Genomic DNA, 521 nt, shown 5'->3' with positions numbered 1-521 from the left:
TATTACTTCAGAAGCTTTTACTTCTATTCAGAATGACTTTTATGAACAAAAGTTAAGAGATCTTCTGGAGATCAAAGTTTTTGACAGTGAAATTATTTCTCCTGAACAAATCAAAAAAGCACTTGAAGTAAAAGTTGATCCCGTTGAGCAATCCATTCTAAACTCCATAAAAGAGGCTCAAACATCAACTCCTCAGCAAATTATAAAAACAGAGGATTTAAAAGATTCAGTTATTGCAGAAACTCTTAACAGCCAAAATGAGGTTTCTTCTATAATTATTCCAGAAGAAATTAAAACAGAAGAACCTGAACAAGCCGTAACGAATGACAGCAAGGATGATGCAGATGATTCGGCTGAAGAGGTAAAAACTGTAGAGAATAATCTCCCGGAAATAGATCCTTCTATTTTCAAAGCGATAATGGATGCACAATCTGTTACCTATGAAGAATCGGTAAAAATTGAAGAGCCAAAAGCAATTCCTGTAATTGACGAATCTTATTTTACTCCTTTAAAAGAAGCTC

1 pseudogene is annotated in these 521 nt (G+C 33.8%); it reads left to right on the top strand.

Annotated elements, in window-relative coordinates:
* Positions 1 to 521 (top strand): annotated as a pseudogene (locus ABEB23_RS18255) (hypothetical protein); the annotation flags it as partial.

This window comes from Flavobacterium maritimum (assembly GCF_040049085.1).
GTDB classification, from domain to species: Bacteria; Bacteroidota; Bacteroidia; order Flavobacteriales; family Flavobacteriaceae; genus Flavobacterium; species Flavobacterium maritimum.
This window is presented reverse-complemented; position numbering and strand designations above follow the sequence as displayed.